17 protein-coding genes and 2 pseudogenes are annotated in these 25537 nt (G+C 42.4%); 12 read left to right on the forward strand and 7 right to left on the reverse strand.

From position 1 onward, the window contains the following. The 5 genes from NBH15_RS19920 to NBH15_RS19940 form a co-directional block, all read left to right on the forward strand. On the forward strand, positions 1–1614 hold a 1614-nt coding region (locus tag NBH15_RS19920), incomplete at its 5' end, for a RagB/SusD family nutrient uptake outer membrane protein (protein ID WP_250823375.1). Between the two features lie 33 nt (positions 1615–1647). Continuing rightward, positions 1648–2775, forward strand: a complete 1128-nt coding sequence (locus NBH15_RS19925) for a SusE domain-containing protein (RefSeq protein ID WP_128133406.1) — start codon at positions 1648–1650, stop codon at positions 2773–2775. 12 nt (positions 2776–2787) lie between these two features. Beyond that, a complete protein-coding gene (locus NBH15_RS19930; protein ID WP_250823376.1) occupies positions 2788–3927 on the forward strand; it encodes a SusE domain-containing protein in 1140 nt (379 codons plus the stop codon). Between the two features lie 100 nt (positions 3928–4027). Continuing rightward, positions 4028–5152: a glycoside hydrolase family 76 protein gene (locus NBH15_RS19935; RefSeq protein ID WP_186957973.1), complete on the forward strand. Its 1125-nt coding sequence runs from the start codon at positions 4028–4030 to the stop codon at positions 5150–5152. Positions 5153–5229: 77 nt separating this feature from the next. Further along, complete coding sequence (locus NBH15_RS19940; RefSeq protein WP_250823377.1) at positions 5230–7377, forward strand: GH92 family glycosyl hydrolase; 2148 nt, start codon at positions 5230–5232, stop codon at positions 7375–7377. An 84-nt stretch (positions 7378–7461) separates the two neighbouring features. Here the strand turns inward: NBH15_RS19940 and NBH15_RS19945 are convergent, their stop codons facing one another. The 6 genes and pseudogenes from NBH15_RS19945 to NBH15_RS19970 form a co-directional block, all read right to left on the reverse strand. Next, positions 7462–8151: an ABC transporter ATP-binding protein gene (locus tag NBH15_RS19945; RefSeq protein WP_128133409.1), complete on the reverse strand. Its 690-nt coding sequence runs from the start codon at positions 8149–8151 to the stop codon at positions 7462–7464. Beyond that, complete coding sequence (locus tag NBH15_RS19950; protein ID WP_128133410.1) at positions 8117–9085, reverse strand: hypothetical protein; 969 nt, start codon at positions 9083–9085, stop codon at positions 8117–8119. Before NBH15_RS19950 ends, NBH15_RS19945 begins: the two co-directional genes overlap by 35 nt. Positions 9086–9137: 52 nt before the next feature. Beyond that, positions 9138–10097 carry an outer membrane beta-barrel protein gene (locus NBH15_RS19955; protein WP_128133411.1) on the reverse strand — a complete coding sequence of 320 codons (960 nt, stop codon included), beginning with the start codon at positions 10095–10097 and terminating at the stop codon, positions 9138–9140. 349 nt (positions 10098–10446) lie between these two features. After that, positions 10447–10827, reverse strand: a complete 381-nt coding sequence (locus NBH15_RS19960) for a winged helix-turn-helix domain-containing protein (protein WP_233566905.1) — start codon at positions 10825–10827, stop codon at positions 10447–10449. Between the two features lie 130 nt (positions 10828–10957). Then, a pseudogene (locus NBH15_RS19965) lies at positions 10958–11182 on the reverse strand (ATP-binding protein); the annotation flags it as partial. Between the two features lie 101 nt (positions 11183–11283). Next, positions 11284–11790: pseudogene (locus NBH15_RS19970) on the reverse strand (ATP-binding protein); the annotation flags it as partial. A 192-nt stretch (positions 11791–11982) separates the two neighbouring features. Here NBH15_RS19970 and ruvB point away from each other — a divergent pair. Both ruvB and NBH15_RS19980 read left to right on the forward strand, forming a co-directional pair. Next, the gene (ruvB, locus tag NBH15_RS19975; RefSeq protein WP_044215110.1) at positions 11983–13008 is read left to right on the forward strand and encodes a Holliday junction branch migration DNA helicase RuvB; all 1026 of its coding nucleotides are present in this window, start codon (positions 11983–11985) and stop codon (positions 13006–13008) included. Positions 13009–13016: 8 nt separating this feature from the next. Continuing rightward, positions 13017–14522: a lipopolysaccharide biosynthesis protein gene (locus NBH15_RS19980; protein WP_128133412.1), complete on the forward strand. Its 1506-nt coding sequence runs from the start codon at positions 13017–13019 to the stop codon at positions 14520–14522. A 2-nt stretch (positions 14523–14524) separates the two neighbouring features. Here NBH15_RS19980 and NBH15_RS19985 read toward each other — a convergent pair whose 3' ends face one another. Beyond that, positions 14525–16567 (reverse strand): sensor histidine kinase, encoded by a 2043-nt coding sequence (locus tag NBH15_RS19985; RefSeq protein ID WP_128133413.1) that lies wholly within the window; start codon positions 16565–16567, stop codon positions 14525–14527. Between the two features lie 231 nt (positions 16568–16798). On the opposite strand from NBH15_RS19985, the gene NBH15_RS19990 reads away from it, so the two are divergent. The 5 genes from NBH15_RS19990 to NBH15_RS20010 all read left to right on the forward strand — a co-directional run bounded on the left by NBH15_RS19990 (position 16799) and on the right by NBH15_RS20010 (position 25520). Further along, positions 16799–18157, forward strand: coding sequence for a TIGR00341 family protein (locus NBH15_RS19990; RefSeq protein WP_128133414.1), 1359 nt, complete (start codon positions 16799–16801; stop codon positions 18155–18157). A gap of 15 nt (positions 18158–18172) precedes the next feature. Continuing rightward, on the forward strand, positions 18173–20305 hold the full coding sequence (gene dpp7, locus NBH15_RS19995; protein ID WP_350464035.1) for a dipeptidyl-peptidase Dpp7: 2133 nt from the start codon (positions 18173–18175) through the stop codon (positions 20303–20305). A 904-nt stretch (positions 20306–21209) separates the two neighbouring features. Continuing rightward, positions 21210–21812 (forward strand): RNA polymerase sigma-70 factor, encoded by a 603-nt coding sequence (locus tag NBH15_RS20000; protein WP_128133416.1) that lies wholly within the window; start codon positions 21210–21212, stop codon positions 21810–21812. A 73-nt stretch (positions 21813–21885) separates the two neighbouring features. Next, the gene (locus NBH15_RS20005; RefSeq protein WP_128133417.1) at positions 21886–22134 is read left to right on the forward strand and encodes a hypothetical protein; all 249 of its coding nucleotides are present in this window, start codon (positions 21886–21888) and stop codon (positions 22132–22134) included. 68 nt (positions 22135–22202) lie between these two features. After that, the gene (locus NBH15_RS20010) at positions 22203–25520 is read left to right on the forward strand and encodes a SusC/RagA family TonB-linked outer membrane protein (protein WP_250823378.1); all 3318 of its coding nucleotides are present in this window, start codon (positions 22203–22205) and stop codon (positions 25518–25520) included. Positions 25521–25537 lie beyond the last annotated feature (17 nt).

The following is a 25537-nucleotide window of genomic DNA, read 5'->3' on the forward strand; positions in this document are numbered from 1 at the left end:
AATATTTTAAAATATTTGGCAAGTATAGCATGCGCTATACTTGCATCATTCGTATCTTGTAATGATTTGGATCTGGCTCCTACCAATAAGTTTACGGATTTGAATTACTGGACTTCCGAGGCAAAGGCTTCTTCCGTATTGAGCATGGCTTACAGTCAGATGATGAGTTCCGGCTATTTCTTCGCAGACGAACGGTTATCGGACAACTTATACGAAGGACGTGGTAGTACGGATGAGAAACTGATTACTTCGGGTCAGGCAAACGCCGCTTTGGGGCGATTCTCTGAAGATTGGAAAAAATGTTTTGAAGGCATTAAAACATGCCACACATTCCTGGAAAATGTAGATCGTGTCCCCGACATGGATGAAACATTAAAAAACAGGATGAAGGCAGAAGCACGTTTCATTCGCGCCATGCTGTTCTTCCGCCTGGCTAATAATTATGGCGATGTTCCTTTGTTTGACTATACACTGACAATCGAAGAGGCTAATACGATCGCCCGCTCGCCGAAAGCGGATGTTATCAAGTTTGTCCGTGACGAACTGAATGATATCGTCGGTACATTGCCGACAAGACAGGAATATGCCGCGGCTGATAACGGCCGGATCACAAAAGGGGCTGCTATGACTCTGCTTGCCCGTACTTATCTGTATGAGAACGACTGGCAGAATGTTTCGTCTGTCTGCGAGAAAATAATCAATGGCGAATATGGTGAATATGCATTATTTTCAAGCTATGCAGGTCTGTTCTTGCCGGAAAACGAATACAACAGCGAAGTGATCCTGGATATGGGATATCTGCTGAATCTGAGAACCTGGAGTGAAATGTACGATGGGATTCCCTTGTCTGTGGGTGGACGTGTAAACGGTTTTGCTCCGACACAGGAACTGGTGGACGATTATATCATGAAAAATGGCCGGTCGATTCATGAAAGCGGTTCCGGCTATAAAGAAGACGATCCCTACATAAACAGAGATCCCAGATTGCAGGCTACTATCGTTTACCATGGCTACCAGTGGACAGACGGCAACGGTAAAACGTCTACAATTTATATCAAACCGGGTTCTTCTGCCGATGCAGGTGCTGCCAACCTGGATGAATATATCGGTCCGGGACAGAATTCTACCGCTACAGGTTATTATCTCCGTAAATGGTTTGATCCGACCGCTCCGGCAGGTCTTGCTTCCGGCTTGAATCTGATTCTGATGCGTTATGCCGATGTCTTATTGATGTATGCTGAAGCGAAAACAGAACTGGGTGAGATGAACGAAACAGTTTGGAACAAGACGATCCGTCCGATCCGCGAGCGTGCCGGTTTCACAGACGCTTCTGCTTTGAATTACCCGGCTTCAGGTGATATGCAGACTATTGTACGCCGCGAACGCCGTTGTGAATTGGCTATCGAGGGGACAAGACTCTATGATATCCGCCGTTGGAAAACGATCGAGACAGCACTAAATGGCAATCCTCGCGGAGCGAAATTTGCAGCGGATAATACACAGTATATCCAATTGGATAAGAGATCTTTCAATAAAGATAGAGATTACTTGTTCGCAATTCCGCAGTCACAACGGGATATCAATAAGAATCTGACTCAGAATCCGGGATATTGATCAAAAGTTTTAAATCCAAAAAATCTAAGAGATATGAAAATAATATCTATAAAATATATGATGCTGTTCGCTTTTGCTATGGTCTTTGCGGCATGTAGCAGTGACGGAGAAGTGAGGCATTTGGGCGTGACTGCCGTTAAAGCGTTATATGAACCGGATAATGGGAAAGCCGTTGTCCTGCAAGCATCGGCTTCGGCTTCTTTGTATTTTGAATGGGAGCCGTCGTTAGCCGAAGATGGTGGTGCTGTGTTGTACGAAGTTGTTTTCGATAAGGCGGATGGTGATTTTTCCGATCCTGTTTCTATAGTTACTGCCGACAACAATGGTGGAACTAATCATGCAACGATCACACATAAACAGTTGAACCAGATCGCCGCTTCAGCAGGGATCGGATCAGCGGAAGAAGGGACTCTGAAATGGACGGTATATGCCTCCAAAGGTATTAATCCGGTTAAGGCAGAAGAAGAACGTATGCTGACGCTTACCCGTTTAGCCGGATTCGCAGAGGTTCCGAGCCAGTTGTATATCACTGGTGAAGCCACGGAAGTAGGAGCTGATCTGGAGAATGCCATGATCATGAAGAAAGTGGCTGACGGCGAATTTGAAGTTTTCATGAAACTGACGGAAGGCAAGTCCTTCAAGTTTGTCAGTGCCAATACCGGTACTCCGACTGAATACTCGTTGAATGGTGAAAAACTGGTAGAAGGCGGTAGTACGACAGCAACCAAAACCGGTATCTATAAATATTATATTGATTTTAATGCCGGATCGTTTACTTCCAAAGAGGTAACTAAAGTGAAATGGTTCCTGAACTGGTCACAGAAAGAGATAGAACTGGATTACCAGGGTCTCGGTGTCTGGGCTATCAGCAACTATACGGTAACGGGATTGACGGATAGCGATAATTCGGACGATCGTTATAAGTTCAGAATGGAAAGTTCTGACGGAGAGACCGAATGGAGAGCTGCCATCAATAATGATAGCAAGCCGACCGGCAATGATGAGTATTACTATATGGCTGAAAAGACGAATGTAGAACAGTGGACAAACAACGAAGTCTGGAAGAGCCCGGCTACCGATGGCTGGAGCGATAAGGCGTATGATGTTACATTCTCTTTGAATACGCAGGGTGAATATACTCATAATTTAGTAATCAAATAAAAAGGAGGAATTATGAAAGCGATATTTATAAAACTGATGTTCATCACCTCTGCCGTATTGGCCTTCATGGGATGTAATGATAATATGGGTGACACGGATAACCGTTTGGCAAGTGTCAGTGCGTTACTTGAACCGGCGGATGGAAAATCTGTTGTTCTGGAACCGTCCGCATCATCCAGTGTTTATTTTGAATGGCAAACACCGAGTGTAGAGGAAGCAAGTACTGCTCTTTACCAGATTGCTTTTGATAAGGTAGACGGTGATTTCTCAAAACCGGTGTATGTGATGTGTGCCAATAATAACGGATTTGGCAATTATGTATCCGTTACGCATAAGCAGTTGAATCAGATTGGAGGTAAGGTCGGCATAAAACCGTCTGATACGGGTACATTCAAGTGGACTATACTCTCTTCAAAAGGTTTGCAGAGCGTAAAAGCCGGCGTTGAAAATAAGATTACGGTAACCCGCCTGGCAGGTTTCGAAGATGTTCCGATCGATGTCTATGTGACCGGAGAGGCTTCTGAAGGTGGGACTGACCTGGCAAAAGCACATAAAATGAAAGCTGTTGCCGGTGGTGAATTTGAAGTGTATACAAAACTGGCGGCAGGCAAACCATTCTATTTTACGGATGGAAAGACCGGTACTCCGAGAGAGTTCTATACAGCGGACGGCATGGTGAAAGAGAACGGAACGACAACGGTCGCTAAAGACGGTGTTTACCGTATTACATTAGACTTTAATACCGGTGCCTGTACCTATACGCTGGTAAATAAAATAACTTTCTATTTCTGTCCGGACGGAGAATCTCTGTTTGAACTGCCTTATGTTGGTTATGGTGTATTCCAGGCGAAGGAAACGGTAACTTTCAAGCAAGAGAGCTGGGGTAGGGACGAACGCTATAAGTTCAGAATGACTATCCGGGAAAATGGAGGTGCCGATGCAGAGAAGGAAGTCGACTGGGGTACATTGAACCAGACAGACTCCCGTCCGACGGCAAGCAGTCCGGAATCTTATTATTACCTGCAACTGTTTACCGAGGTATCCCAGTGGGATAATAAGTGGAAGCTGATGGGTGATTTTGATGGTGTTCCGGCTACTTATACCGTCTATCTGACGGCAGACCAGCCTTACACACATACAATCGTTAAATAGTTTATTACAAATATTTGGTAAGAAGGACCCGGAATTGTATATTTCGAGAAAAATGGATCTTATTCCGGGTCCTTCTTTTTTAACAGCTAAAAATAATGTCATGAAGAATATACTCCTTTTCCTGTTTCTCCCCCTTTTCCTGGGGGCTTGTGGCGATGATGATAATACTCCGAACGGACCGGATGAAAATGATAATATTAATTGGTATGCCGCTGCCGACAGCAGTACGACAGCATTGGTAAATTCATTCTGGAATGCAGGAGGAAAATATTTTAATTATGATAGCAACGGAAATACGACGTTCCATTACTGGCCTCAGGCGCATGCGCTGGATGTTTTGACGGATGCTTATTTGCGTACGGAAGATGCAAAATATAAAACCTATTTCGACCAATGGTTTGAAGGCGTGAAGATCAAGAACGGTAATTCGTTCCGGAATGACTATTACGATGATATGGAATGGAATGCCCTCGCTATTCTTCGTGCTTACCAGGCAACCAAAGAACAGAAATATAAAGAGGCGGCATTGCAGATATGGGATTATATCAAAGTGGGTTGGAATGAGAATGCAGGTGGAGGTATCACCTGGGTAAAAGGGCAGGAGTATAGCAAAAATGCCTGTTCAAACGGTCCGGCTTGTATTCTGGCAGCCCGCCTGTATCGTGAGTTTGGAGATGAGACCTATAAAGAATGGGCACTCAAGATATATAACTGGGAGAAAAGTACATTATTCAATAGTAATAACGGAATGGTGTATGACAATATAAACAGTAATACAGGAGAAATACAGAAAGACTGGATATTTACTTACAATGAAGGAACATTTGTCGGATCGGCTGTTGAATTGTATAAGATATTGGGAGAAAAAGCCTATCTGAACGATGCCGTTTTGGCCGCTGATTATACCATCAGTACATTGGTCAACAATTCTATTCTGAAGGATGAAGGAACTGGAGACGGAGGATTATTCAAAGGTATTTTTATCCGTTATTTTACGGATCTGATCCAACAGGACCGCCTGGATGCAGGTGCTAAACGACGTTATGTGCAGTTCCTGAAAACCAATGCCGAGACATTATGGACGCAGGGAACCAATAAATCGAATGTCTTATTCGGTACTTACTGGCGGAATGCCCCGGGAGCATCTACAGGACTGACCGAACAACTGAGCGGTTGTATGTTGATCGAAGCGGCTGCGTTGCTGGACGATTTGAATCTATTATAAGTTATACGTGTTTTTAATTTCAGACAGATATAGTTTTTAATTCTTGATCATTATCATATTCTAATAATTAATTTAGCATGAAAAACTCTTTTTTTGCAGGTTTGCTGTCATTAACCATAATGATAAGTTGCCAGCCGGATAAACAACTTACGAATTATGTGAATCCTCTTTTGGGGACAGCTACGCTATGGGAAACGAAAGATCTGGGTTATGAGCGTCATTTGAAGACAAGGACCTGGGGGGCAGAAGTCTTTCCCGGTTCTTCCGTCCCGAATGCGATGGTACAGTTGAGTCCGGTGACTCAGTTCCGGAGCGGGGCCGGCTATCAGTATGAAGATACGGTCATCTATGGTTTTTCGCATACCAACAAAGGACATTGGAATTTGCTGCATCTCCCTGTCCTTCCGGTGACAGGAAATGTTTCCTCCGGTGATTATGCTTCAACATACAGTCATTCGAACGAATCGGCCCGTCCGGGTTATTACCAGGTGTTTCTGGAAAGGTACGGGGTCAATGCCGAACTGACTTCCACGCTCCGCTGTGCTTATCATAAATATACTTTCCGGCCGGATGACGACAAGAAAGTATTAGTGGATATCACACGGACAAACAATGGAGTCAGAGACTGGAGTATTCAAAAAGTCGACGATTATACTTTTTCCGGTAATCAGGATGCGGAAGGAAATATCCGTTTCTATGCTGTTTCCAATTATAAGATTGAGGATATCAGACAGTTGAAAGATGGTGAACATGAAGTTTCTATTATCAGTTTTGCCGATAGCAAAGGAAGCAAACCGCTGGAATTAAAGATCGGTTTTTCTTTTGTAAATATCGATAATGCAAAGATGAACCTGGAGCAGGAAATGAAGGATAAGAGTTTTGCACAGGTTCGTAAGGAGGCTGACAAGACCTGGGAGAATTTGTTATCCAAAATAGAAGTAACCGGCGGAACGGAACGTGAGAAAGGCATTTTCTATTCCTGCCTGTACCGTTCGTTCTTATGGCCGGCGTTGCGTAGCGACGTGAACGGGGAATATACGGATGCTAAAGGTAATGTGGTAAATAATGGTTTCCGTTATTATACCGATCCGTCATTCTGGGACGATTATCGCAATAAGTTGATTTTATTGGGAATGATCTCTCCGGACGTAACGACCGATGTGATCAAGTCCATCACAGACAAAGGCGAAAAGCGAAATGGTTATATGCCGACCTTCTTCCATGGTGACCATGCCTCTGTATTTGTTGCCGGTAACTATTTACGCGGATTGAAAGACTTCGATCTGAACCGGGCTTATAAACTGTTGGTGAATAATGCCACTGTCCCGGGAAAAGGCGGCAGGCCATATCTGGATGAATACATCGAACAAGGATGGATTGCAGAAAAGGATACCACCAATGTCCCGACCTGGGATGAATACAAAGCCGCTGTAACAAAGACTGTTGAATATGCATACGATGATTATGCGACCGCCTTGTTGGCTAAGGAGTTGGGAGATGAAAGTATTTATAAAACATTGATGGAACGTTCCGGCAATTATAAGAATCTGTTTGACCCGGGTACGGGCTTTTGGCGCGGAAAGATTGCCGATGGCAGCTGGATCAAAGATTTCGATCCTTACTATCCTTATTATGCCTATATGTATCGTGAGGCTAATGCCTGGCAGTCACTGTTCTTTGCTCCCCATGATCCGGAAGGCATGATTGCCCTTTATCCCGGTGAAAAAGCGGTCGAACAGAAGCTGGATTCACTGTTCACTGAACCGTGGAGAAACTATGAAGCGCATAATATGACCGGTTTCATCGGAAATTATTGCCATGGCAATCAACCGGACCACAGTGTTCCCTATACTTATTATTTCATAGGTAAACAGGAGAAAACGCAATGTGTGCTGGATAGCATCATGAACCATTATTACGATATGGGTAAAGAGAAGCTCGCCTATTCGGGAATGGATGATGCCGGTGAAATGTCTGCCTGGTATGTATTCAATGCCATTGGTTTATATACCTATTCTCCGGCTGATCCGGAATATATTGTAACCGTACCTTTGTTCGACCAGGTAAAATTCACTTTAGGCGATAATAATCAGTTCACGATCGTAAAGAATGGCAATGGGCGGAAGATTACGGATATTTCTTATGACGGTCAGAAAATCAATGGTTGGTTTATTTCACATGAACTGTTGAAACAAGGAAAACAACTGACGATTACTACTGAATAAATATATAAAACGTTTTTCTATTGGAATTAGGGGGTGTTTCAAAGCCCCCTAATTTGTTTAGTACATGCCTATCGGATTGAAGGACTAAATAAGTCTCTTTATCTGATCGGAAGCCTGATCTTCTATGGTTGAATAGAGCCGTTTTTGAAGCATTTCGAACTGGTCCTTGGAATAGCTGCGGTCGATTGTCCCGTGATCGATATGATGGATATAATCGCAACAGGAAGTCAGTGTCTCGAAAACATGTGAGGTGACCAGCACTGTTTTGCCCCCTTCCCGGAGTTGTTGCAGGATGAGGGTGAGGATATGGGCACTTTCCAGATCCAGGCCGTTGAACGGTTCATCCAGGACAACGATCGGTTTATCCGGTTTAAGAACGGCCAGCAGAGCGAGTTTCTTTCTCATCCCGGTTGAATAGTTCTCCGTTATATCGTCTAACGGAATATGGAACAGTTGTTGCCAGCTGTCTGTTTTAAAGCCGTTTTTGCCGATCGGGAAAAGATCCAGATATTCGCGCCCTGTCATATAAGGATAAAAGTAGTTCTCTGCTTCCAGATAGGCAATATCCTGCCTTTTCAGAGGTCTGTCGTTATAGCTGACCGAGCCTGCTGAAGGACGGATGAAGGTATACAGCGTATTCAGCAAGGTCGTTTTTCCGGCACCGTTCAGACCGACCAGACCATGTATTTTCCCCGATTCCATCGATAAGTCGATCCCTTTCAGTACAGGAAATTCTTTTTTATATTCTACTTGTAGATTCCGGATTGTAAGCATATAAGTAAGTTGTTAGATTCCGGCGTGCAGCCAGATAGTTTTTGACCAGGAAAAACAAGACTACCGGTAAAAGAACCGGAAAGAAAATGCTTATTACGGCTATTGTTATGGGGACCTGTCCTCCTGTTATTTTTGTATTCGGCAGATAATGGGCATATTTATTTATAATAAACAGTGTTATGTTCAGGGAAACCGCAGCCAGAAAGGTGAGGATGAACCACCAATGCTCCGGATATAAAAGTGTATATATTGCGCAAACAGGAATTGTAGCACATAAGAATAACTTCAAATTTAAACGAAGCTTTCCGTGCAGGAACCTGTTGACCGGACGCTCCTGTGAGCAAAGTATCTGTACCGGTTCTGAAAATCTGAATATATCGGATACTATGACTGTGAAGAACCAGAGCGATGCCAAAGAAGCAAAAGGCAGCAACAGTCCTATCCATGCACTCACATAAAGAATCAGTAATAAACCGCCGTATTGCCGTATCCCTGACCGCAGTTCAAAGGCTTCCGCCGGTATCCATTTAGGGGAGTTCATTCCTTTTTTTGTCCGGTGAAAAGGCTGTTTTATGAAACCAAGACTTATGCATCCGACTATAATTGCCAGCGATACATACCAGAATGAATTTACTGATATGATGATAAGGACCGGCAAGGACAGTAAGAAGTAATCCATACTGAATACTTTCCAGGCTTTCTTCTCTGCAAGATAGATAAAATGATAGTCTTTTCGCCGTAATTGAATCAATGAAAGGAAAACAAGCAGGATACCCGCTATAATCAGGCTCCCATGTAAATCCTTTGTAAACTGATACAGCGCAATCCCGGCTATCAGTAAAATACCTGTCAGTATAACCAGATAGATAACAGGTATTTCACGAATAAACTTTCCTGCCTGGCGGAGCCGGAAACGGAGGAATGCGCTGTTCATATTATACGTAATTTAGTGTTCCAGACAAATGTAGGTAATTTTATTTGTTCCGCTAAAAATAAATGCGGATTCCAGCATCAAAGCTCAGGCGGAAAATACCGCTTCTTTCGTCATCCGATTTCTGGTACCCGGCATTTTTCTGGTCGGGTAATGAACCTCCGATATATCCAATATTCGCCCCGATACCGACATGGTCACTCAGTAAATATTCCGCACCTAATGCAAAATTGTATCCGAGGCCGGAACAGGAGGCGCTTTCTCCTTTTAGAGATTCACGGTAGCCGAAATATCCCAGTCCGAGGACTTCGCGGAATTGCCATTTCTCACTGATTTTTTGTTTTAATACAAATTGAGGGGCTACGTAAGTAAGGCCGACATTGATGGAATTGCTTGAGATATCGTACGAAGACCGGTATCCGGAATATAACAATCCGCATCCGAATCCGCTTTTCGAAACCCATTCGTACCCGATTTGCCAGTCCAGGCCGTTTTTAGGATTTCCGGAAGCTTCCGATGGCAAGTAGAATTTGTTTGTCATCCAGGCATATCCGATATTGGCATAAATCGTATGAGGAGTAGGACGCATTCTTTTTTCTTTCTCTTTTCTTATCTCGCTTGCCTCGATAAATGAGTTGGATTGATAATTGTTGATGATGGTATCGTTCAGATACAGCATCATTCCTGCAATCTGATGGCAGCTGCTTCCCCAGATGGAAGGTTCTTTATGTTCTGTCAGTGACAGGGCGTTTCCGCCATATTTGGATGTCTCCTTTTTAGCCAGCTCGAGTACCTGGTCATATTTGCAGTTTGTTGAGGCACCGTTATCAACGACAGCCACTTTCCCAATCACTTCCGCCGAATTGGGAACCGTATCGTTTAATCCGTATAAGCGGATGTTTTCAGGAGTAGTGCTGACCGGATATGTTTTAACAATGTCCGTCATTACTTTGGGGGCACAGCTTGTCAGAATAAAAAGGGTAAACACGAATAGTAGGTTTTTAATAGTTTTCATTTGCTATAAGATTATTGTTATCAGATATATAAGTATTTATTGTTTTTCTAAACGCCAAGTTCTGTTTTTTGTTGTATCCGACGGATATTATCCCTATCTTTCGACTATCAAACCATACCTTTCATTATCAACGCTTATTCCATACTTCTCTTGCTGACATCCCATACATTTTAGCGGCCGATAATTGTGAGCCGCTTGGCTCATAATTATCAACCAAACGGCTCATAATTGTCGGCCAATCGGCTGATGGTTATCAACCGCTGATTTCCTGCCGGGGAAATTGGAATTAGTACGTATGGTAATTATAAAAGGATAGGGAAGAAATAGAAGTTTGATCGGGAGCTAATTGTTAGTTTTCTATAAACATAAGTTTGTAACTATCTTTGAATTCATATTGAATATATAATCCCAGTGGCTTTAAGGTTATATTTAAACGCGAGATAGCCTGTTGGATTGTGTTCTCTTCTACTGTACATCCTTTCCAGACCAGATTGCATAAGTCATTTATTGAACAGGTATTTTCAGGTGCATTGCAAAACGCGACTAATAATTGTTGTTGCTGACGGGTTAGTTTTATAGTTTCTCCGTTGTACTTTAATGTCTTTGTGCTTTTTTCAAATAGCAGATGAGGAGAGAAGATATGGATATTAGGATCATTGCTCTGTTTTTCCTGTTGTTTGAGTATTTCTAGTTTCTCTTCCGTTTGGATCAACTTTTGCTCTACTCTCATTTGGTCAGGAAAGATGTTTCTCTTATGTTATCAGGTATTTGAAGCCGATAACTCTTTTTGATGAAAATAGAGGATAGGCCGTTGTGTCTTCGACTTGTTTGACTACCCCTTTTCAAATATAGGAAAGGGGCTAATAATTAAGTCCGAATTGCCATAAAGGAATTACGTTCATATATCCCTGTTCAATGTTATCCTTTACAATAAAACCATTCTCAGAACCTTGTAATTGTTTTTGTTTTTTATTTTTGCCACCAACTTCAAAAATATAGTTAGCTATTTGAAAATCGGAAATAGCTGACGTGATAACTTTTTGTTCTACTCTCGTTTGGTTCAGAAAAAATGTTTCTCTTATGTTATCAGGTATTTGAAGCCGATAACTCTTTTTGATGAAAATAGAGGATAGGCCGTTGTGTCTTCGACTTGTTTGACTACCCCTTTTCAAATATAGGAAAGGGGCTAATAATTAAGTCCGAATTGCCATAAAGGAATTACGTTCATATATCCCTGTTCAATGTTATCCTTTACAATAAAACCATTCTCAGAACCTTGTAATTGTTTTTGTTTTTTATTTTTGCCACCAACTTCAAAAATATAGTTAGCTATTTGAAAATCGGAAATAGCTGACGTGATAACTTTTTGTTCTACTCTCGTTTGGTTCAGAAAAAATGTTTCTCTTATGTTACCAATCTCTGAAGTATCCTGACCTAAACTATACATGAGAGTTGGATTATCTAAATATACTTTATCCACTTTTCCAAGTCCTCTGATACCGCCTGTTCCGTCACGTTGTTGTGCAATTAACCCAGCTTCTTCCAGGTAAAGAAAATAGTCTGATAAATTGTTGCGACTTACTCCTAATATGGTAGCAATACTACTCATATTGGGTTTGAATGGTACACTTTGGGCTATGCTTATAAGCAATTGTTTTAACTTTCAAGTTGTCGATATACTCATTTCTGCATATTACTAATTTGCACTGTGAAAAGTGCAAATATGGCCTGAATTTGTACTTTTTTTAGTGCAAATAATGAATAAACTGTCCGTAGATTGTTTCAGATAGCTCTTTCTGAGGATAGACCGCTGTGCGTTATGAACGGGAGTCAGACGGTATAAAGCAAATATATTTACTATCTTTGCAAGTCAATGAGCAAAAATATGGAAGACGATTTTGATATAAGGGATACCCGTATGCCGGAAAGTGAACGAGAGTATGAGAATGCGCTCCGACCGCTTTCTTTTCATGATTTCAGCGGACAGGCCAAGGTGGTCGAGAACCTGAAAATATTCGTGATGGCTGCCCGTATGCGTAAAGAAGCATTGGATCATGTGTTGCTGCATGGCCCTCCCGGATTAGGTAAAACAACGTTGTCGAATATTATAGCCAATGAACTGGGAGTTGGTTTCAAAGTGACTTCCGGGCCGGTTCTGGATAAACCCGGTGATCTGGCGGGAGTACTTACTTCGCTGGAAAAGAATGATGTGCTTTTTATTGATGAAATCCATCGGTTGAGTCCGATCGTGGAAGAATATCTTTACTCGGCTATGGAAGATTACCGGATCGATATTATGATCGATAAAGGACCGAGCGCACGTTCCATTCAAATAGACCTGGCTCCTTTTACACTGGTTGGGGCGACAACCCGTAGCGGTTTGCTGACCAGTCCGTTGCGTGCCCGTTTCGGCATCAATATGCATCTGGAATATTACGAGATGGAAACATTGACGAAGATCGTGTTGCGTAGTGCCGATATTCTGAATGTAAAATGTGAACTGACAGCTGCCCGTGAGATCGCTTCCCGGAGCCGCGGTACGCCTCGTATTGCCAATGCGTTGTTGAGGCGTGTACGTGATTTTGCACAGGTAAAAGGTTCCGGTGAAATAGACAAGGCAATTTCCTGTTATGCGCTGGAGGCACTGAATATTGACCGGTATGGCTTGGATCAGGTTGATAATAAGTTACTGACTACAATTATAGACAAATTCGGCGGTGGTCCGGTCGGACTGACTACGATTGCTACGGCTTTGGGAGAAGACCCCGGAACGCTGGAAGAAGTGTATGAACCTTTCCTTATCAAAGAAGGATTTATCAAACGCACACCGCGGGGACGTGAGGTCACGGATCTGGCTTATACCCATCTGGGACGTAAAAGGGGCGAAGAACAAGGTTTTTTATTTGACTGAAAATAGTTATGGCTGGAGGAATGAAGCGGCTCGCAGGAGAGACTGCGATTTATGGTGTTAGTAGTATCGTAGGGAAGTTCCTGAACTGGATGCTGGTGCCGATGTATACGCGTGTGCTGGCGACGGAAAGCGATTATGGAATCGTAACCAATTTGTATGCCTGGACGGCATTGCTGATGGTTATTCTGACTTATGGGATGGAAACGGGATTTTTCCGTTTTATGAATAAGAAAGAAATTGCGCTCCCGATGCGGGTTTATGCAACTACATTATTTAGCATTGCTCTTACTTCTGTTCTATTTGTAGTATTGATATTCAGTGCGCTGACTCCAATCAGTGATTCTTTAGGGTATGGTTCGAATCCTGAGTTTGTCGGGATGATGTCGGGAATTGTGGCAGTCGATGCCTTTTGTTGTATACCGTTTGCATTTCTCCGGTATCAGGGGAAAGCAGTTCGTTTTGCTTCTATTAAGCTGTTTAATATTTTTCTGAATATTGTTTTAGTTCTTTTCTTCCTGCTAGCTTGTCCATGGCTCTATGATCATACCCCTGTATTGGTCGATTGGTTTTATATTCCTGATTATCAAGTTGGATATATTTTTGTTGCGAATGTAATAACATCTCTTGTCACATTTGTGTTATTGTTTCCCGATATGATTCCGGGTTTACGGGAAAAAGCCAGTTTTGTTTTACTTAAACAGATGCTTGCTTATTCTTTTCCGATCTTGATTTTGGGGATTGCAGGTATTTTTAATCAGACAGCCGATAAAATATTATTTCCTTTTCTATTCGAAGATAAGGAAATGGCTAATACCCAATTGGGGATATATGGCGCTTGTTTTAAAATAGCAGTTGTGCTGGTAATGTTTACACAGGCATTTCGCTACGCTTACGAGCCATTTATTTTTGCAAAGAATAAGGATGATGACAGTAAAAAGTCATATTCGGAGGCGATGAAGTATTTCATTATATTCGCTTTGCTTATTTTTCTGGCAGTGATGTTTTATATCGATATATTTAAACATATTGTTCCGGCTTCCTATTATCCGGGTTTACGCGTTGTTCCTATTGTTATGTTAGGAGAATTGTTCTTCGGAATATATTTTAATCTCTCGTTTTGGTACAAACTGATTGATCAGACAAAGTGGGGCGCTTATTTCTCGACGATAGGATGTGTTGCGACGATCCTGATCATTGTTTTGTTTGCTCCGACATACGGATATATGGCTTGTGCCTGGGCTTCTTTTGTCAGCAACCTCGTTATGATGTTGTTATCCTATTTTATCGGACAAAAGAAATTCCCGATCCAATATGATCTTAAATCGGTGATCACTTATTCCGTATTGGCAGCCGTATTTTATTTGGCCGGCATGTTGCCGATGATAGAGTCGGAAATCCTGCGTCTGGGTTACCGCACATTGCTGCTTTGCCTCTTTGTCGGTATCGTTATAAAACGCGATCTGCCATTGGGAGAGTTGCCTTATGTAGGGCGTTATTTTGCTAAAAAGAAATAATTTTATTCCGGTTTGATCGGGATGATCAGCGTAATACGTAGTCCGGTTGTATAATCCGGGTCTACGTAGATGTGGCCTTTCATACGTTCTGCGATCTGGCGGCAAAGATATAATCCCAATCCTGAACCGGGAACGAAATCATCCGCTTTGGTGAACCGTTCGAATATCCATTCACGTTTATCGGGTGAAATACCGCAACCGGTATCTGTGATACTGACAATCATCCGGTTTTGTTCTTCTTCCGCTTTATAGGCAAGGACAATGCTTCCCCGTTCGGTGAATTTGTTCGCATTGTTCAGCAGATGGGCCAGGATCAGGCTGAAATGGCTTGAATTAGTAAAAGCAATATCCTTATTCCGGTCGCCTTCTATTTGGTAATCGATGTCCGGTTTGCTGTTGAGCCTTTTGAGTTGTTCCATTTCACAGGAACAAAGCAGATGGATATTGACCGGTGATAGGGGTAAATCCTCCTTGTTGCTGTCCAGCTGGGCAATTTCGAGTACGCTGTTCATCATAGAAGTGATATGGTTGCAGTTCTCGAAAATGATCTTGCTGAATTCCTGCTTTTCTTCGGGGGTAATATCTTCCGTTGTGATCAGGTCGGCAAACCCGTTGATTGCGTTCAGAGGGGTACGGACTTCATGACACATGTTCTTGATGAAGGCATTCTTCATCTTTTCACTTTCCTGCGCTTTTTCGCTGGCAAGGATGACCAGGCGGTTCGACTCCTGCAATTTCTTATATAATGCATTGATTTTCCATAGGCGGAACACAACAAAGACTGCGAAACTGATAGCCAGGATAAACAAGGCCAGGAACATATATAGTTGGCTCCGGCTTTTTTGTAAATCCACTTCCAGTGCTTTCTTTTCAATAACCAGTTCGTCAACCCGTTTCTTGATTTCCAGGTCTTCCAGCTTGTCATTTATGCTTTTCAACCGTGCGGAATCTAATAGGGCGGCGTATTCTTTGTGGGCATAAAAGGCATCTTTATACAGGTGAAGGCTGTCCAGCATATCTATTTTATCTTTGAGCGTCGATACAACATGTTCTGATAGGTCGACTTTCAAACCAGAGTTGCGGAAATAATGGATAACAGAGTCGCAATACCGGATGGATTTGGGATATTCGTTTATCAACCGGTAAAAATTCAGTGAAGTATAATAACGTTCATATTCGGGGGAAAAAGCTGCATCTTCAGGATATTTGCTGTTCAACTCCATAAAATGCCGGTAATAGGAAGTCGCAATATCTTTTCCCAGTGTTTTGGCAGAAAGGGCCAGAGAAGAATAAGCATTCAACAAATGCCGTTTTGTTACATAAAGACGTTTTTTCATCTCTTTTGTTTCTGCATATTCTTTTTGCATATCCAGGTAACGGATCGCATTTTTTATCTGATCCGATGTATCGACTGAATAAAGAGTCAGGATGTAGAATGAGTTCAGACGAAACAAATATGAATATTGTAACGGTATATTTTCCGAGAGAGCGATCACTTCCTTAAATCGTTCACTCACCATTTTTTGCAACTTTTCTTCATTACCCGGTTCAACACGGTTACTATAGGCCATTCCAAGAACATAGTTTATCGACATTTTCTCAAGAGGCGACAGTTTTTTGTCTGTTTCCAGTTTAAGCCGGTATTGCTCGATCAGTTTCTTCCTGTCTTCTCCTTCGGTATAGAAAACCACGCGTACGTCGATGATTGTCTGCATATAAGTTACCAGAAAATCGCGTGCTTTGCCTTTCAGTTCGCGTTTTGCTTCTTCCATGTAAACGTTTGTGCTGTCCTTGATGTCGTTGTTGACATAAAAGCGAAGAATTTCGGTCAGGGCAGCTTCTTTATAATAATCGTTATCGTTGGCCAGTGCTTCCTTATACAGTTGTTTGGCATAGTCAACCTGTTTTTCCTGCCGGGAGATATCCATCAGGTTTGTCAATGTCTCCAGCTTTTCTTCCGGGGAGGATACCGATTTTAAAGCAACGCTTAAAGCCTCTTTGGTAGCCGTGTTGTCGGCAGCAGCAAAGAGTATATTGCCAAGCATGTATATCAGAATTAAGCAGCGTTTCATTATTTATATAAACATTTAGATGGACTCCTTTTCAAAATAACATTCTTCTTTGTGCAAAGTTAATTGAAAATCAATAAGACTTCGAGTTTTATGCCGGTTATTCTTGTTCACACTTCTTATTTTTTATTTAGGGATACTATTTCTATCTTTGCACGATTAAGGTGTGGCTATTAGTCGGAGTATTTATCAATACAAGAGAGTGGGATGGAAAAAGGAGTGTTACACAAGCAAATACGGGACTTCTTTGTTCGTAATTTTGACGTTCGCCAGGAGAAGGAAGATGAACTCGAAACGGTTGAGTCTATAAGAAAAGGTATTGAGTTTAAAGGTACTAATCTTTGGGTTTTGATCTTTGCAACATTTGTCGCTTCATTGGGTTTGAATACAAACTCTACGGCGGTGATTATCGGTGCGATGTTAATCTCTCCGCTGATGGGGCCTATTATGGGGTTCGGTCTCGGGTTGGGCATCTATGATTATGACTTGATCAAGCGGTCTTTCCGTAATTTTGCGACGGCAACGGTGTTCAGTGTCATCACTTCAACCCTGTTCTTTTTGATCTCTCCGATCAGTGAGGCGCAAAGTGAATTGTTGGCGCGTACGCAACCGACCGTCTATGATGTCCTGATCGCTTTCTTTGGCGGATTGGCCGGTATTGTTGCCAGTTCGACCAAAAGTAAAGGAAATGTGATCCCGGGTGTGGCTATCGCAACGGCGTTGATGCCGCCGCTCTGTACGGCCGGTTTCGGATTGGCAAGCGGGAATCTTTATTATTTCTTCGGTGCTTTTTATCTCTATTTTATCAATACGGTGTTTATCAGTCTGGCGACTTTCCTGGTTGTCCGTGTACTGAAATATCCGAAGAAGATATTCCTGGATAAACAGCGTGAAAAAGTAGTGACACGTTATGTTGGGGTGATTGTTTTTTTCACGATCGTACCGAGTCTTTTCCTGAGTTATAACTTGATCCGTTCCAGTTACTTCAATGACCGGGTTACTAATTTTGTGACGGAAGAATTGGCTTTTCCTAATACGCAGATATTGAGTAAAACAGTGACGGATACGAGCGAGAAGAAAGAAGTAAAAGTTGTAATGATCGGTGAAAATGTGCCGGAACCCATGATCGAAATAGCCCGGACCCGGCTTCGCAAATATGGTTTGAAAGATGTCTCTCTGGTTGTCCAGCAAGGTTTCGGACAGGAAGCTACTGATATAAACGAGCTGAAAAGCATGCTGATGCAGGATTTGTATAAAAACAGTGAAGAAGTTCTTCGGGTACAATCCATACAGATCGATTCCTTGAAAAAGACGGTAGATCGGTATAAGAGTGCTTCGCGTATGACTTCGGAGTTGATCCCGGAGATGAAAGTTTTATTCCCGTCTGTTCTTGAAGCCTCTTGTTCAAATACCTATATTGTAAGTACTGACAGCATGAAACAGGACACAGTCATGTTGGTTTACCTAAAAAGCAAAGAGCGTATCAATGAAAAAGAACAGTTAAAGATCCGTGAGTGGCTCGGTGCACGCGTAAATGCGAAAAATATTAAATTACTAATAGAATAAAAAAGAATGAATTTTATGAAGAAGGTGTGGGCAGTTTTACTGCTTCTTGTTGCTGCAGGCCAGATATATGCCGATGAGGGCATGTGGGTTCTGAAGGAACTTAACAAACAAAATCTGGCTCGAATCAAGGAATTGGGATTTGTCCCGTCCTATCAGCAACTTTACAGTGAAACCGACCCGTGTGTGGCCAATGCTGTTGTTATTTTCGGTGGCGGATGTACCGGTATTACCGTATCGGAAGAAGGATTGATCTTTACTAATCACCATTGTGGTTTCGGTTCTATCCAGCAGTTGAGTAGCGTTGAACATGATTATCTGAAAGACGGCTTCGTTTCTCAGAGTAAGGAAGAAGAGTTGCCCGTTCCGGGACTGAGCGTGCGCTACCTGCGTGAAACGGTTGACGTAAGCGACCGTATCAACGGTGAAATCGCCGGTATTGAAGAAGAATATTTGCGTTTGGCTGCTGCCGATTCTATCGGACAGGTCATCTGCGACTCGATCGGCAATACGGAATTTCAGGCTGCGGATGTAGTGCCTTTCTATAATAATAACAAGTATTTTCTGGTTGTTTACGATGTGTTCAACGATGTTCGTATGGTATTTGCTCCGCCCAGTTCAGTCGGAAAGTTCGGTGGTGACACGGATAACTGGATGTGGCCGCGTCATACAGGCGATTTCTCCGTATTCCGCGTATATGCCGATGCAGGCAATAAACCGGCTGAATACAGTAAAGACAACAAGCCTTACAGTCCTAAATATGTAGCTGAAGTTTCCCTTCAGGGATATCAGGATAAAGACTATGCGATGACAATCGGTTTCCCGGGTAGCACAGACCGTTATTTATCTTCCTGGGGTGTGAAACAGCGTATCGAAGACAGTAACAAGCCCCGTATCGAGGTGCGCGGCATCAAACAGGCTATCTGGAAAGATGCTATGTCGGCAAGCGATGAAGTCCGTATCAAATATGCCTCCAAATATGCCGGTAGCTCTAACTACTGGAAGAATTCCATCGGTATGAACCGCGGTCTGGCTAATCTGAACGTGATAGAACGTAAGAAGGAAGAGGAAGCTGCTTTTGCCGCTTGGGCCGGTCAGACACCTGAACGTAAAGCTAAATACGGCGAAGTGCTGAACCTGTTGGAAAAAGGATATACTTCGACGGATGAATACCGGAAAGTTTCCACTTATCTGTCAGAAGCATTCGTCAGCGGTACTGAAATTGTACGCCTGGCGCGTATGGTGCAGGGAGTAGACATTAAGGGTTCTACTCCGGAAGAAATAGACATGGTCCTGAAAGATAAGATCCAGCCGTTCTTTAAAGATTACGATGCCTCCCTTGACCAGAAGGTATTGGCTGCCATGATGAAAGTGGTGAAAGAGCGTGTTCCGGCTCAATATCTTCCGGATATCTATCAGAAAGTGGATAAGAAGTATAAAGGTGACTATGCTAAATATGCAGCAGACGTCTTTAAGAAGACTTCGCTTTTGTCGTATGACAGGATCGAGAAGATGCTGAAAGATCCGAAACTGTATGCAAAACTGAAAAAAGACCCGGCTGCCGAACTGAGTTTGTCCACGCTGATCTCTTTGTTCGAGTTGCAGCAGTTTATGGGCGATGCTCATTACGATATTGCCAAAGGCGAACGTCTGTATTTTGCCGGACTGAAGGAAATGTATCCGGAAAAGCCCCTTTCTTCCGATGCGAACTTTACGATGCGTTTAAGTTATGGTTCTATCGGAGGGTATCATCCGTATGATGCAGCCTGGTATGACTATTACTCAACGGAGAAAGGTATCCTGGAAAAAGAAAATCCGGAAGATGACGAGTTCTGGGTTCAACCGGAAATCCTGGACCTGATCCGCAGCAAGGATTTTGGCCAGTATGCTAACGAAAACGGACAGTTGCAGCTTTGCTTCCTGACAAACAACGATATTACCGGTGGTAACTCAGGTAGCCCGGTGTTTGATAAGAATGCCCGTCTGATCGGTCTTGCTTTCGACGGAAACTGGGAAGCCATGAGCGGTGACATCGCTTTCGAACCGGACTTGCAGCGTTGCATTGCAGTGGATATCCGTTATGTACTTTATATGATCGACAAGTGGGGTAAATGCCCGCGACTGATCAAGGAATTACAGTTGGTACGGTAATATTGAATGATCAGCATATACGGAAAAGCCTGGCGGAATTAACTTCGTCAGGCTTTTTTGTGAAACAATTATTCTTCCCTATAATTTGGCTGGAATGGATTCTCTTATGTCAAAATGACAGAAGATAACGAAGACTTAAAACCTCGAATGCCAGAGGATATAAAACATATAGCCTCCTGATATCAAGCAACTTGCAGTTTCCTAAATTTTTTTAATAAGGAAACGCTAGTTCCCTTATGAGGAAACTACAATTTCCTCGGCAGGAAACGCTGGTTTCCTCCTGAAGAAACTACAGTTTCCTGCATAGGAAACTGAGAGAAGACAGAATGTCATAGAACTTCAGTTAGGCACCCTCTTGCTGAAGTTCCATTAAAAACAAAACACAAACAGCTGAAAAATATCAAACAATAAACAATAGATGTGGCTTGATGAAGGCAAAATCGGAACCGGATTCGTGCTTCTATCTTGCAGCTTATTAGGGAGATATTGAATTTAAATGAATGATGACCCCGGCTCTGATAAAAATCTTTTTCTTTTTACTTGTTTTATCCGGTGCTTCTCCATACTTTTGCCTTTGTACTCCGGTATAGCGTTATCGGCCAGTACATTTTATTGATTACAAGAGCGTTTAAAGATATTATCCTAGTTGGAAAATTCGACACTTTCACAAGCACCGGATAATAGACAGTAAAACGCTCACGTACCTTTTTTGTTATATCTGTTCATTACATTGCTATACGCATATGTTTTATGGATGTACAAATAAAAGGGCGTGAGGGTGTCTGTTGTATATTGGTGCTTAGGGCGTCGAATCCCTCCAATTAGATATATCAACAGTCCTCACGCCTCTTTTATTTTATAACCGTCCACCCGGGGATTGATGGATAAAATTGTATTTTTAGTTATGAGCAGCCCCCTTCTTTTACAGCAATTAAAGGACGGAAATGAGAAGACCTTTAAGCAAATCATGAAATCGTACTTGCCTCGTTTGTATTCATTTGTCAATATTTATATTGTAGACAAGGAAGTAACCGAAGAGATTATGCAAGATACGTTCATGGCTCTTTGGAATCAACGAAGAGACCTGGATGATGAAACCTGCCTGATTACTTATCTGATGGTTGTCAGCCGTAACAAATGCCTGAACTATTTGAAAAAGCTACAACTGGAAACTATCCCTATCGACAGCCTGAGTGAATCCTCGCTTTATCAAAGAAGTAATATATATGTTCTGGAGGATGATTCTCTGGAAAAACTTGCCATGAAGGAACTTACCCATGCTATAAATGTTTCTTTGACCAAACTATCTCCCCGAACCAGAGAAATTTTTATACTTAGTCGTTTCAGTGGTCTTAAGAACAAAGAAATAGCCGATCAATTAGGCCTTACTACAAAAGGTATAGAATACCATATAGGGAATGCTTTGAAGCAATTGAGAAACGATTTGTCAAAAGATTATTTCGCCATCTTTTATTGTTTACTGCTTTCCCTTTTAATCAAGAAGTAAAAAACAATTTTTTCTACTAGGGTGAAATCCGTGAATGTTGTTCCTCTTTTTATACACACTATGTAAAATAAGTATGGATGACGAAATGTTGATACGATTTATAAAAAGACAGTGTTCTTCTTCAGAGGCGAGGAAAATTCTTTTATGGATTGAACTGAATGAAGAAAACAAAGCGCATTTTACTCAATTACAATCCTTATGGGCTTCCGCCGATATATGCTTTGCCGTACAAAATGACAAAGTAGATTCGGAAGGAACAATAAAGAGACTGGCTTCGATTGTGAAGAAATTCAAGCTGAAGATCAATGATCCTATAGAATGAGAATCAAATAATTTTTTAAGAATAGTGTTTTTAAATCTTTTATTGTTTAATAATTTAAATCTAGTATTATGGGAAAAAGTAGCCTTAAAGAAAGCTCCCCTTGTAAAAAAGAACGATGGAGGATAGTATTGGCTCTAGGTGCCTGCTGCCTGGTTTCATTATCCGTATCTGCCAATGTTTCAACGTTTCAATCAGTCCCTGAAAATGAATTTCCCCATGAGGAGGAAGTTAGCCAGGAAGGCTTTAAAGTAAAGGGCCAGGTGCTCGATAACCTGGGAGAACCGTTACCGGGTGTTAATGTCATGGTGAAAGGTACTATGACGGGGATTATCACCGATGTGGATGGTAATTATGAGATTGTAGCACCCTATTCAAAGGCAAGCCTTGTCTTTTCGTATGTAGGTTATCAACCCCAGGAAATAAGTTTGAGCGGTAAACATATACTGAATGTAACTTTAGTTGAAGATACGAAGGCATTGGAAGAAGTTGTGGTAGTCGGCTATGTCACTCAGAAAAAAGCGACTATCACAGGTTCTGTGGCAACTATTACGACTAAAGATCTTAAACAGAGTCCAACTGCCAATCTGAACAATGCATTGGCCGGACGTATGCCAGGGCTGATGGTGAACCAGTTCAATGGAGGTGAGCCGGGTGTTGATAAGGCGGATATCCGTATCCGTGGTATGGCGACCTATGGAGATCAGTCACCCATTGTAATTGTGGATGGGGTGGAACGGGATATGAGTTATCTGGCACCGGAAGAAATCGAAACGTTTACCATCCTGAAGGATGCTTCGGCTACAGCACCTTATGGTGTGCGTGGTGCGAACGGTGTGATCATTATCACGACTAAACGAGGTAAAGCATCTGAAAAACCGAATGTAAACTTTAAAGCATCTGTCGGAACAAACAGTCCTGTAAAATTTCCAACCTATCTAGGTTCGGCCGATTATGCGACTTTGTATAATGAAGCGATGATCAATACAAATCCGGGAACAGCCCCCTCTAAATTAGGCTTGTTCAGTCAGCAGGCTATCGACAATTACCGGATTGCAAAAGGGGACAACTCGGATGGCCTTGGATATAACTGGGATTATTTCGATTATGCATTCAAACCGGGTGTGCAGCAGGATTATAGTTTGTCTGTGCGGGGTGGTTCGGAACGTGCCCGTTATTATGTAATGGCAAATTACTATACTCAAAGCGGTAATTATAAGCATACCGATATGACGGATACGGACACGCAGGCTAACTTTACACGGTATAATTTCCGGGCCAATGTGGATGTCGATATCACAAAAGATTTTTATATCAAACTGGATCTGGGAGCTCAGATTACGGATCGTAAGGCGCCGGGAACAACCGCTGACAGGATTGTCGCCTTATGTAATACGCAGCCCTCCTATCTGCCTATTACTGTACCGGATAACGGAAACCCTGAAAACGAAACGTTTGTCTTGGAGAATCCCTACGGACTTTTATATGGAGATTATAAGCATCGTCGTAATATCTTAGGAGAATTATCCAGGACGGGTAGCCTGACAGAAAAGAAGACCTATCTGAACGGTTCTTTCTCTATTGGTCATAAGTTGGATTTTATCACGAAAGGTTTACGTGTGGAAGGAGTATTTTCTTATGATGCCAAAGAAGGTAACTGGATTAACCGTGTGCTGGGCGACCGTGCCGATGGGTATGCGAGTTATGCAAGATATGCAACCTTCCAGCCGGGTGAGGGTAGTTACGGTTCCTATTATATGAATAACGGTGCTCCTTATGACGGCACTTATATCAAAGGTAATCCGTGGTATGCACAGGATGAAACGATCATCAACAGTTTCTCTCATAATGAAGCGGAAGCAAAAACCTATTATCAACTGAAGTTAGATTATATGCGTACATTCGGTAAACATGACGTAACAGGAATGGTTTTGTTCAACCGTTCACACCGTACCATCGATAACCGTGTTGCTTATCGTTATCAGGGATTAACTGCCCGGGCTACTTACGCTTATGCAAATAAATATCTGGCAGAATTTAATGTCGGTTATAACGGATCGGAGAACTTTGCACCCGGTAAACGATACGGAACATTTCCGGCAGGTTCTGTCGGATGGGTGATTTCCCGCGAAAATTTTATGAAGAGGACGGAGAAATGGTTGGATATGCTGAAGATTAGAGCTTCTTACGGATTAGTCGGTAGCGATAAGATCTCCGATTATGACGGTGACCGTTTTGCTTATTTGCAATTCTATGGCGAAGGTAGTGGGTATGATTTTGGTGAAAATGAATTCAACCAGTGGACGAGCGGTGTTGGCGAAGGTAATTTTGCTAATCCGAACCTGACCTGGGAAAAAGCCAGAAAGCTGAATGTCGGTATTGATGCTTCATTCTTTGGAGAACGCCTGACAATTAGTGCCGACTATTTCCATGAACATCGCTATGACATTATTACTCATTTGAGTGGTAGCGATAAATTAGGTTTTCCGCAGATTGTAGGGAAAGATGCACCGTTTCTGAATTCAGGAGTAGTAGACAATAGAGGTATTGATTTTGAGATCGGATGGAACGGACGTATCGGAAAAGACTTTCGTTATTACATCAATCCGAACTTTACTTTTGCGCGCAATAAGATCCGGTTCATGAATGAAGTGGTTTATGAGAATGAATGGCGCAGAAATACCGGTAAACGTATTGAAGAACACTTTGTGTATGAAGTAGATCATTTTGTTTACGATCAGGCGGAAGCCGACAGGCTGAACGCAATGAACGGTAATAACGGTTTCCAGCAGTGGGGCAAGCTATATCCGGGTGATGTGGTCTATAAAGACCTGAATGAAGATGGCGTTATTAATGATGATGACAGGCGGGCAATGGGTAATCCCCGTACTCCGGAGATACAGTTTGGTATTCCATTGGGAATCCAGTATAAAGGTATTGATGTTAGTTTCTTATTCCAGGGTGCTGCCAACACGAGTCTGTTGCTGAACGGTCCTGCCACCTGGGACTTCCCGGCCTATGAGCAAGACCAGATAGGTAAAGTAAAGCCTATGCACCTGAATCGCTGGACAGAAGAAACAAAGGATGTGGCGACTTATCCGCGACTGACAATCGGCGCTTACGAAAACAATAAGAATGAGAGCAGTAGCCTCTATCTGTATAATGCCTCTTATCTGCGTTTGAAGAATGTGGAAGTAGGCTATTCATTACCGAAAAACTGGATCCGTTTTGCCGGATTCCAAAATGTGCGTTTCTATGCACAAGGTATGAACCTACTTACATTTGACGGATTGAATGATGTGGATGTAGACCCTGAAACCAAGAAGGGGAACGGTGCCTGGTATCCTATCCAGCGTATCTTTAATTTTGGAGTTGATATCACTTACTAATTAATAAAACTAAGAAA

Origin of the sequence: Parabacteroides caeci (assembly GCF_023656795.1) — a bacterium.
Classification (GTDB): Bacteria; Bacteroidota; Bacteroidia; order Bacteroidales; family Tannerellaceae; genus Parabacteroides; species Parabacteroides segnis.

Coding starts and splice junctions, on each gene's coding strand:
- NBH15_RS19925 (WP_128133406.1), top strand. CDS start 1,648: ATGAAAATAATATCTATAAAATATATGATGCTGTTCGCTTTTGCTATG.
- NBH15_RS19930 (WP_250823376.1), top strand. CDS start 2,788: ATGAAAGCGATATTTATAAAACTGATGTTCATCACCTCTGCCGTATTG.
- NBH15_RS19935 (WP_186957973.1), top strand. CDS start 4,028: ATGAAGAATATACTCCTTTTCCTGTTTCTCCCCCTTTTCCTGGGGGCT.
- NBH15_RS19940 (WP_250823377.1), top strand. CDS start 5,230: ATGAAAAACTCTTTTTTTGCAGGTTTGCTGTCATTAACCATAATGATA.
- NBH15_RS19945 (WP_128133409.1), bottom strand. CDS start 8,151: ATGCTTACAATCCGGAATCTACAAGTAGAATATAAAAAAGAATTTCCT.
- NBH15_RS19950 (WP_128133410.1), bottom strand. CDS start 9,085: ATGAACAGCGCATTCCTCCGTTTCCGGCTCCGCCAGGCAGGAAAGTTT.
- NBH15_RS19955 (WP_128133411.1), bottom strand. CDS start 10,097: ATGAAAACTATTAAAAACCTACTATTCGTGTTTACCCTTTTTATTCTG.
- NBH15_RS19960 (WP_233566905.1), bottom strand. CDS start 10,827: ATGAGAGTAGAGCAAAAGTTGATCCAAACGGAAGAGAAACTAGAAATA.
- ruvB (WP_044215110.1), top strand. CDS start 11,983: ATGGAAGACGATTTTGATATAAGGGATACCCGTATGCCGGAAAGTGAA.
- NBH15_RS19980 (WP_128133412.1), top strand. CDS start 13,017: ATGGCTGGAGGAATGAAGCGGCTCGCAGGAGAGACTGCGATTTATGGT.
- NBH15_RS19985 (WP_128133413.1), bottom strand. CDS start 16,567: ATGCTTGGCAATATACTCTTTGCTGCTGCCGACAACACGGCTACCAAA.
- NBH15_RS19990 (WP_128133414.1), top strand. CDS start 16,799: ATGGAAAAAGGAGTGTTACACAAGCAAATACGGGACTTCTTTGTTCGT.
- dpp7 (WP_350464035.1), top strand. CDS start 18,173: ATGAAGAAGGTGTGGGCAGTTTTACTGCTTCTTGTTGCTGCAGGCCAG.
- NBH15_RS20000 (WP_128133416.1), top strand. CDS start 21,210: ATGAGCAGCCCCCTTCTTTTACAGCAATTAAAGGACGGAAATGAGAAG.
- NBH15_RS20005 (WP_128133417.1), top strand. CDS start 21,886: ATGGATGACGAAATGTTGATACGATTTATAAAAAGACAGTGTTCTTCT.
- NBH15_RS20010 (WP_250823378.1), top strand. CDS start 22,203: ATGGGAAAAAGTAGCCTTAAAGAAAGCTCCCCTTGTAAAAAAGAACGA.